Annotated in this window: 6 protein-coding genes; 5 read left to right on the forward strand and 1 reads right to left on the reverse strand. The window is 59.3% G+C overall.

Annotated elements, in window-relative coordinates; all coding sequences use genetic code 11:
- Positions 1-107: 107 nt before the first annotated feature.
- On the reverse strand, positions 108-1,817 hold the full coding sequence (locus BLU28_RS11880) for a peptide ABC transporter substrate-binding protein (RefSeq protein ID WP_004445265.1): 1,710 nt from the start codon (positions 1,815-1,817) through the stop codon (positions 108-110).
- 305 nt (positions 1,818-2,122) lie between these two features.
- Here BLU28_RS11880 and BLU28_RS11885 point away from each other — a divergent pair, with 305 nt between their 5' ends.
- The 5 genes from BLU28_RS11885 to BLU28_RS11905 all read left to right on the forward strand — a co-directional run.
- On the forward strand, positions 2,123-3,286 hold the full coding sequence (locus BLU28_RS11885) for a M20 aminoacylase family protein (protein WP_004445263.1): 1,164 nt from the start codon (positions 2,123-2,125) through the stop codon (positions 3,284-3,286).
- A gap of 49 nt (positions 3,287-3,335) precedes the next feature.
- Positions 3,336-5,186, forward strand: a complete 1,851-nt coding sequence (locus BLU28_RS11890) for an ABC transporter ATP-binding protein (RefSeq protein WP_022562770.1) — start codon at positions 3,336-3,338, stop codon at positions 5,184-5,186.
- A gap of 284 nt (positions 5,187-5,470) precedes the next feature.
- On the forward strand, positions 5,471-6,424 hold the full coding sequence (locus BLU28_RS11895; RefSeq protein ID WP_037092320.1) for a sugar-binding transcriptional regulator: 954 nt from the start codon (positions 5,471-5,473) through the stop codon (positions 6,422-6,424).
- A gap of 144 nt (positions 6,425-6,568) precedes the next feature.
- Complete coding sequence (locus tag BLU28_RS11900) at positions 6,569-7,882, forward strand: ABC transporter substrate-binding protein (protein WP_034496827.1); 1,314 nt, start codon at positions 6,569-6,571, stop codon at positions 7,880-7,882.
- Between the two features lie 166 nt (positions 7,883-8,048).
- Positions 8,049-8,866: carbohydrate ABC transporter permease (locus tag BLU28_RS11905; protein WP_092651307.1), on the forward strand; the 818-nt coding region annotated here is incomplete at its 3' end.

Here is an 8,866-nt window from a genome sequence, read left to right on the forward strand (position 1 = left end):
AAATTGGGAGCTATTTCGCCTTAACGCGGCAAATGTGTCTTCAGAACATGGTCCAGGGGCATGCAGAAGGCCGGCCTCTCCGGGGGAGAAGCCGGCGCATCTGCGTGTTACTTCTTGCGGGACCAGTCCGCGACGTTCCAGAGTTCCGAGTCCCAGGCATTCATGCGCACGCCTTCCAGCGTCAGCGAATGCGAGGAAACGCTGCCGCGGTGGATGAGCGGAATATGCGCGCCTTCCTCCGTCAGCATGTCGTTGAGCTGCTTGGAAATCTCCGCACGCTTGGCAAGGTCGGCGGTCTTGGAGAGTTCACCCACAAGCTTGTCGAATTCCGGGTTGCAGTAACGCGGAATATTCTGCCCCTGCCAGCCGTTTTCAGGGGCCGGAATCTTGTCGCACAGCCATTCCGCCAGATATTTTTCCGGGTCCGTACCGTCGAAATTGTTGGTGTACATTTCGACGTCGGCATAAAATTTCTGGAAGGTATCCGGGCTCGCCGGGTCACCGCCGAAGAAGACCGAGGCGCTGACATTGCGCAGTTCGGAAGCGACGCCGATCTGCGACCACATGTCCTTCACCAGTTCCTGCGTGGCTTGGCGAACCGAGTTTGTGGACGTCTGGTAAAGGAAGGAAAGTTTCACGCCATTCTTGGCGCGAATGCCATCGGCACCCTTCACCCAGCCGGCATCGTCCAATAGCTTGTTTGCGCCTTCCACATCCTGCTTCAGGCACCAGCTGTCATTCTTGGTGGAAGCAACGGCTTCCGGAGCCGGTACGATGTTGCAGGTCGGCTTGCCCGCTTCTCCGTAACCTGCTTCATCGATGACCTCACGGTCGATGGCGAGCGAAAGCGCGCGACGCACGGCGGGATCGGAAATGGCCGGATGGGGACCGGCCTGTTTGGTGGAGCGCTTGTCGCCCAGCGAAGGATCGGCATTGTACCAGTTGAGATTGATACGCTCGACCTGCGTGCCGAAGGCGGTTTCCAGCTTGCCCTTGCCGGCCGCCACCATGGTGGCGAGGATTTCCGGCTCCACCTGCATGTTCCAGGCATAGTCGAATTCCCCGGTTTCCAGCACGGCGCGCGCGGCGGAAGCGGCATCGCCGCCGCCCTTCAGGGTCGCCGTGGCGAAGGCGGGCTTGGCGGGGTCACGGTAATTGGGGTTGGCAACGAAGCTGATGACGTCGTTCGGCTTGAAATCCTTGACCACGAAGGGGCCGGTGCCGATGGGGCCGAAATTGGCGGAGGTGCAGCCGGGAGCTGCCGCGCCGACGCATTTTTCAAACTGCTTCTTCTGGATGACCGGCGACTGTGCGCCCACGAATGCCGAATAGGGGTAGGGTTTCGGCTCCGTGAAGCTGACCTTGACGGTGTGGGCGTCGATGGCCTCGACGTTCTTCACGCCCTCATATTGTGCCGCCTGCGCGCAGCCGCCATCGGGTGCGGTGCAATATTTCCAGGTGAAGATCACATCCTCTGCGGTGAAGGGCGTGCCGTCAGACCACTTCACGTCGGTCTTCAGCTTCCACGTCATGCTGAGCAGATCCTTCGCGACGCCGCCATTGTCGATCGTCGGAATTTCGGTCACCAGCATCGGCACCAGCTCGCCCTTTTCGTCATACCGCGCCAGCGGCTCGATAACCATGGACGAGCTGTAGACTTCCTTCGTGCCACCCGAAAGATAGGGATTAAGCGTCGATACGGCCTGCCAGAACAGGATTTTCAGTTCGCCGTCACTGCCGCGCTCGGCGTGGGCGGCAGAGCCCGCGAGAGCCATGGCCGCCACCGTGCCGGCAAAGAGAACGCTGCGCTTCTTCATTGTGGTTTTCCCCTTTTTGGATTTTATCTGTTTGAATGTTTGACGCTTTTCCCGTCGTCATGTGCAAGGTCTGTTGTTCTAACTATTTGACTTTGCTAATGAATATTCCTCCATTCCAGATGATGCTATTGTCAGTTTTTTTGAAAAGCAAGTCCCAATGTTTCATTGATGAACAAATTTTGAGCCATTTAGTTTTGGGCCTATTTTTCGCTCATGCAGCAAATTTCATGCTTGCAAAAGAGGAAATTCCAAACTCAATATGGCGTCCGACAACCCGGCGGGGAACAAAAAAAGGGAAAAAGAGAATGCCGATATTGAACCGTGTGGCTGAAATGCAGGAAGAAGTTGCCGGCTGGAGGCGCCATCTGCATGAACACCCGGAACTGCTCTACGATGTCTACGAAACATCGAAATTCGTTGCCGAAAAACTGAAATCCTTCGGCTGCGACGTGGTCGAAACGGGCATTGGCAAAACAGGCGTGGTCGGCATCATCAAGGGCCGGCACGGGGATGGTCCGACCATCGGTTTCCGATCCGACATGGATGCGCTGCCGATCCTTGAGACGAGCGGCAAGCCATGGGCCTCGAAGACGCCGGGCAAGGCCCATTCCTGCGGTCATGACGGGCATACCGCCATGCTTTTGGGTGCGGCGCAATATCTGGCCGAGACGCGCAATTTCAAGGGGTCGGTGGCGGTGATCTTCCAGCCGGCGGAAGAAGGTGGCGCGGGAGCGCTTGCCATGTTGAATGATGGCATGATGGAGAAATTCGGCATCTCGCAGGTCTATGGCATGCATAACGAGCCGGGCATCCCCGTCGGGCAGTTCGCCATCCGCAAGGGTTCCACCATGGCGGCTGCGGACAGTTTCGAAATCACCATCACCGGCAAGGGCAGCCATGCGGCGGCACCGCATCTTTCCATCGATCCGGTGCTGACTTCGGCGCATATCATCATCGCCCTGCAATCCATTGTCTCGCGCGAGACGGATCCGTTGAAATCACTCGTCGTCACCGTGGCCACCACCCATGGCGGCACGGCGTCCAACGTCATTCCCGGTGCGGTGACGCTGACCGGCACCGTGCGCACGCTGCTGCCGGAGACCCGCGATTTCGCCGAAAAGCGCCTCAAGGAAGTGGCCGCCGCCACCGCCATGGCTCATGGCGCGACGGTGGAGGTGAAGTACGATCGCGGTTATCCCGTCACGTTCAACCACAGTGACGAGACAGAATTCGCGACCGGCGTGGCGATGGGTGTGGCCGGCGCCAACGCCGTCAACACCAATCCCAATCCGCATATGGGCGCCGAGGATTTCTCCTACATGCTGGAAGCGCGCCCCGGCGCCTTCATCTTCATCGGCAATGGCGACACCGCCGGGCTGCACAATGCCGCCTATGATTTCAACGACGACGCGCTGCCTTACGGCATCAGCTACTGGGTTTCGATGGCCGAAACCGCACTTGCTGCATGAGACATCCGGCGGCCCCTCGTGGCCGCCTTCTGCTTTTCAGGAGATCGGCATGCTTTTGGCAGCGACATCAATGGAACAGACCGGCGGTTCGGTCAGCCCGGTTTTATCGGTTCAAAATCTCACCACCTCCTTCCGCGTCGATGGCGGCTGGAAATCCGTGGTGCGCAATATGAGTTTCGAGATCGCGCCGCGTGAGACGGTGGCGATCGTCGGCGAGAGCGGCTCGGGCAAGAGCGTCACCTCGCTCTCCATCATGCGGCTGCTCGATAAAAAGACGAGCCGCATCGAAGGCAAGGTCATGCTCGGCGGGCGCGATCTGCTGGCACTGCCGGAAGAAGAGATGCGCAAGGTCCGCGGCAAGGACATTTCGATGATCTTCCAGGAGCCGATGACCAGCCTCAACCCGATCTTTCCGATCGGCAAGCAGATCGCCGAAGCGCTGACCGTACATCAGGATATTTCCTCCTCTGCCGCAAAGGCCGAGGTCATCCGGCTTCTGGAAAAAGTCCGCATTCCCAATGCGAAGAACCGTTTCGACGATTATCCACACCAGTTTTCCGGCGGCATGCGCCAGCGCGTGATGATCGCCATGGCGCTTGCCTCCAAACCGAAGCTGCTGATCGCCGACGAGCCGACGACAGCGCTCGACGTGACCATCCAGGGCCAGATTCTCGACCTCATCAAGACATTGCAGGAAGAGGAGGGCATGTCGGTTCTCTTCATCACCCACGATATGGGCGTGGTGGCGGAAGTCTCTGACCGCACCATCGTCATGTTCCGTGGCGATGTGGTGGAAACCGGCACCACCGACGACATTTTCCATCGTGGCCGCCACCCATATACGCGTGCCCTGCTTTCCGCGGTGCCGAAGCTGGGTTCGATGAAGGAAAGGCTGCTGCCGGCCCGTTTCCCGATCATCGATATCAAGACCGGCGAAAGTCAGCCTGTGGCGGACGTGAAGGATACTGTCTCCGGCGGCCGCACGCCCATCCTTTCGGTCAAAGATCTGACCACCCGTTTCGACATCCGCTCCGGCCTATTCGGCCGCAAATCCGGCGCCGTGCATGCGGTGGAAAAGGTTTCCTTCGATCTCGCCGAGGGCGAAACCCTCTCGCTGGTGGGTGAATCGGGCTGCGGCAAGTCCACCACGGGCCGCTCCATCACCCGGCTGATCGAGCCGACGTCAGGCGATGTCATGCTCGATGGCTACGAGGTGCTGAAGCTCGACAAGACGACGCTGCGAACCATGCGCCGCAGCGTGCAGATGATCTTCCAGGACCCCTTCGCCTCGCTCGACCCGCGCATGAGCGTCGGCACGGCGATCATGGAGCCCTTTATCGAACATCGCCTCGGAACCAAACAGCAGGCCCGGGAAAAGGCTGCCGATCTTCTGGAAAAAGTGGGCCTGAGCCCGGATATGATGCGGCGCTTCCCGCATGAATTTTCCGGCGGCCAGCGCCAGCGCATCGCCATTGCCCGCTCGCTGATGCTCGATCCCAAGGTCATCGTCGCCGATGAGGCGGTATCGGCGCTCGATGTCTCGATCAAGGCGCAGGTCTGCAACCTGCTGCTCGACCTGCAGCAGAACCTCAACCTCGCCTTTCTGTTCATCAGCCACGACATGGCGGTGGTGGAACGCGTCAGTCACAGGGTGGCGGTGATGTATCTTGGCGAGATCGTCGAGATCGGCCCGCGCGCGGCCGTTTTCGATAATCCCCAGCACCCCTATACGAAGAAGCTGATGTCCGCCGTTCCGGTGCCTGATCCCGCGCGACGGCAGATCAAGCGCAACATGGCGACCGACGAGATCAGAAGCCCGATCCGGCCGGTGGACTATGTGCCGCCGCAGCGGCTTTATCGTGAGGTTTCGGCGGGGCATCTGGTGCAGGAAGCGGCTTGATTGAGTAGTGCTGGATTCGGGCTGAGCGCCGGTAGGGAATCGGGCGGCGGCCACTTGTTTCTTCTCCCCGGGGGGGGGAGAAGTCCGCGGCAGCGGGATGAGTGGGCAAGCTCCCCGCATATGGCTGGCGTTGCCTCCTCATCCGACCCTTCGGGCCACCTTCTCCCCGGCGGGGAGAAGAATTACGCCGCACCGCCCAGCGTTCTCTTCCGCATCCCCCGTTTGACAGCCGCTGCAAAAAAATGCCAGCAAATGCGCAGACGAAATTCTCAGAGGGCAGCGGCATGGCCAGACGAAACGACGCACATGGACGGCTGGATGATGCGGCCCGTGCCGGCTGGCTTTATTATGTCGCCGGTCGCACGCAGGACGAGATTGCCGCCGCCATGGGCATTTCCCGGCAGTCGGCGCAGCGGCTGGTGTCGCTGGCCGTTGCCGAGCGGCTGATCAAGGTTCGGCTCGACCACCCCATCGCCGCCTGTCTCGAAAAAGCCGAACGTCTCAAGGAAAAATTCGGCCTTGGATATATCGAAGTCGTGCCGAGCGATCCTGCCGGGATTTCTTCCACGGTGGGTATCGCCGAGGCCGGAGCGGCGGAAATCGAGCGCTGGCTGAGAAATGTCGATCCCATCGTGCTCGCCATCGGCACCGGCCGTACATTGAAGGCCGCCGTGGATCAGCTGCCGCCGATGGAGTGCCCGCAGCACCGCATCGTGTCGCTGACCGGCAATATCGGCCCAGACGGATCGGCCGCCTATTACAACGTCATCTTCAGCATGGCCGACGCGATCAAGGCCAGGCATTTCCCGATGCCGCTGCCGGTGCTCTGCTCATCGGCGGAAGAACGCGAGTTGCTGCACGATCAATCCATGGTGCGCTCCACGCTGGCGCTGGGGGCCGCTGCCAATGTTACCTTCGTCGGTATCGGTGAGCTCGGCGAAAATGCACCGCTCTGCGTCGATGGGTTTCTTGATGTCGACGAGATGAAGGCACTGATGGCGAGCGGGGCGGTGGGAGAGATTTGTGGGTGGATTTATGATGCCAACGGCCACATCCTCGATCACGCTGTCAACGAGCGCGTCGCCTCCGTTCCCATTCCTTCGCGAGAAACCTGCCGGGTCATCGGTATGGCGCAGGGCATTCGCAAGAACGCCTCGATTCTGGCTGCCTTGAGAGGCGGGCTTTTGAATGGGCTGATTACGGACGAAGCGACAGGCGAATATTTGCTCAGACACTGAGCAAAAATTATTCCAATAAAATCAATTAATTAATTCTTTCATGTGCGTCGCAGCACAGGATGTCGCTTGACATTTTTGGTCTCCGGGTGAGTAAATGCCCCAGAGCAAAGCGAATGCTCATCATTTTTCTTCTGGGAGGAAGATATGACATTGAAGACCATTTTGCTGGGCGCATGCTCGGCACTCGCCTTTTCGACCCTTGCTTCCGCCGAGACGCTGACCATTGCCACCGTGAACAACGGCGACATGATCCGCATGCAGGGTCTCACCTCGGACTTCACCGCCAAGAACCCGGATATCAAGGTCGAATGGGTCACGCTTGAAGAAAACGTCCTGCGCGAGCGCGTGACGACCGATATCGCCACCAATGGCGGTCAATATGACATCATGACCATCGGCAACTACGAAGTGCCGATCTGGGCCAAGCAGGGCTGGTTGCTGCCGCTCGAAAAGCTCGGCGACAAATATGACGTCGACGACATTCTGCCGGCGATCCGTGGCGGCCTTTCCGCCGACGGCAAGCTTTACGCAGCCCCCTTCTACGGCGAATCCGCCATGATCATGTATCGCAAGGACCTGTTTGAAAAAGCCGGCCTGAAGATGCCTGATAACCCCACATGGGAATTCATCGGCGATGCGGCCCGCAAGATCACCGACCGCAAGGCCGATATCAACGGCATCTGCCTGCGCGGCAAGGCCGGCTGGGGCGAGAACATGGCCTTCATCAGCGCGCTCACCAACTCCTTCGGTGGCCGCTGGTTCGATGAAAACTGGAAGCCGCAGTTCGATCAGCCGGAATGGAAGAGCTCGCTGCAGTTCTACGTTGATCTGATGAAGGATGCCGGCCCGTCCGGTGCCTCCTCCAACGGTTTTAATGAAAACCTGACGCTGTTCCAGCAGGGCAAATGCGGCATGTGGATTGACGCCACTGTGGCTGCCTCCTTCGTTTCCAATCCGAAGGATTCCACCGTTGCCGACAAGGTGGGTTACGCGCTCTTCCCGACCCATGGCGAGCTGAAGAACCACGGCAACTGGCTGTGGTCCTGGAACCTTGCTATCCCGAAGAGCTCGCAGAAGGCCGAAGCCGCTGAGAAGTTCATCTCCTGGGCAACCAGCAAGGACTACACCGCACTCGTCGCTTCCAAGGAAGGCTGGGCAAACGTGCCTCCGGGCACCCGCACCTCGCTTTACAAGAACGCCGACTATGAAAAGGCTGCCGCCTTCGCCAAGCCGACGCTTGCCGCCATGGATGCCGCCGACATCACCAAGCCGACTGTAAAGCCCGTGCCTTACACCGGTGGCCAGTTCGTGGCGATCCCTGAATTCCAGGCGCTCGGCACCACGGTTGGTCAGCTGTTCTCGGCGGTCGTTGCCGGCCAGTCCAGCGTCGATGATGCGCTTGCCAGCGCCCAGTCGACGGCGACGCGTGAAATGACCCGCGCCGGTTACATCAAGTAATCCTCCCGAAGATCGCTGTCCGGCGCCAATGCCGGGCAGCGAGACTGCGGGCTGAAGACCGCCATGCGGCTTCGATAGCTTTCAAATCAAAACAAGAATGAGCCGGTTCTTCCGGATATGCCGGGCGCATCTCTTGATGCCCGAGCCCAAGGGGAGGTGAGTGCAAATGGCAACACGAAACACAAGCGGTCTTGCGCGGGTGATGCTTGCGCCTTCGGTTCTGCTGCTTCTGGTCTGGATGATCGTGCCTCTGGCAATGACCCTGTGGTTCTCGTTCCAGAACTACAATCTGCTCAACCCGGCAAATGTCAGCTTTGCGGGTCTCTTTAATTATCAGTATTTCTACACCGATCCGGCCTTCTTCCAGTCGATCTGGAACACGCTTCTGATCGTCGGCGGGGTGCTTTTGATCACCGTCATCGGCGGCATTGCCATTGCGCTGTTGCTTGACAACGACATTTTCGGCCAGGGCATCGTGCGCATCATGATCATCTCGCCCTTCTTCGTCATGCCGCCGGTTGCCGCGCTGGTCTGGAAGAACATGATCATGCATCCCGGCTACGGCGTGCTTGCCGATCTCTCGCGCTTTTTCGGTTTCCAGCCGGTGGACTGGTTTGCACAGTTTCCGCTGCTGTCCATCATCATCATCGTCGCCTGGCAATGGTTGCCCTTTGCGACGCTGATCCTGCTCACCGCGCTGCAATCGCTCGATGGTGAGCAAAAGGAGGCGGCCGAGATGGATGGCGCAAACTTCGTCAACCGCTTCATCTATCTGACGCTGCCGCATCTTTCCCGCGCCATCACCGTCGTTATTCTGATCCAGACAATCTTCCTGCTCGGCGTCTACGCGGAAATCCTCGTCACCACCAATGGGGGCCCAGGTTACGCTTCCACCAACCTTGCCTTCCTGATCTATCGCACCGCACTTCTGGGTTACGACGTCGGTGGCGCTTCGGCCGGCGGTATCATCGCCGTTATCCTCGC

This window comes from Agrobacterium pusense (assembly GCF_900102105.1).
In the GTDB taxonomy this organism is placed as follows: Bacteria; Pseudomonadota; Alphaproteobacteria; order Rhizobiales; family Rhizobiaceae; genus Agrobacterium; species Agrobacterium pusense.

Bases quoted from the DNA above. Each gene is read 5' to 3' on its own strand.
- BLU28_RS11895 (WP_037092320.1), top strand. From the start codon at position 5,471: ATGGCCAGACGAAACGACGCACATGGACGGCTGGATGATGCGGCCCGT.
- BLU28_RS11890 (WP_022562770.1), top strand. From the start codon at position 3,336: ATGCTTTTGGCAGCGACATCAATGGAACAGACCGGCGGTTCGGTCAGC.
- BLU28_RS11880 (WP_004445265.1), bottom strand. From the start codon at position 1,817: ATGAAGAAGCGCAGCGTTCTCTTTGCCGGCACGGTGGCGGCCATGGCT.
- BLU28_RS11885 (WP_004445263.1), top strand. From the start codon at position 2,123: ATGCCGATATTGAACCGTGTGGCTGAAATGCAGGAAGAAGTTGCCGGC.
- BLU28_RS11900 (WP_034496827.1), top strand. From the start codon at position 6,569: ATGACATTGAAGACCATTTTGCTGGGCGCATGCTCGGCACTCGCCTTT.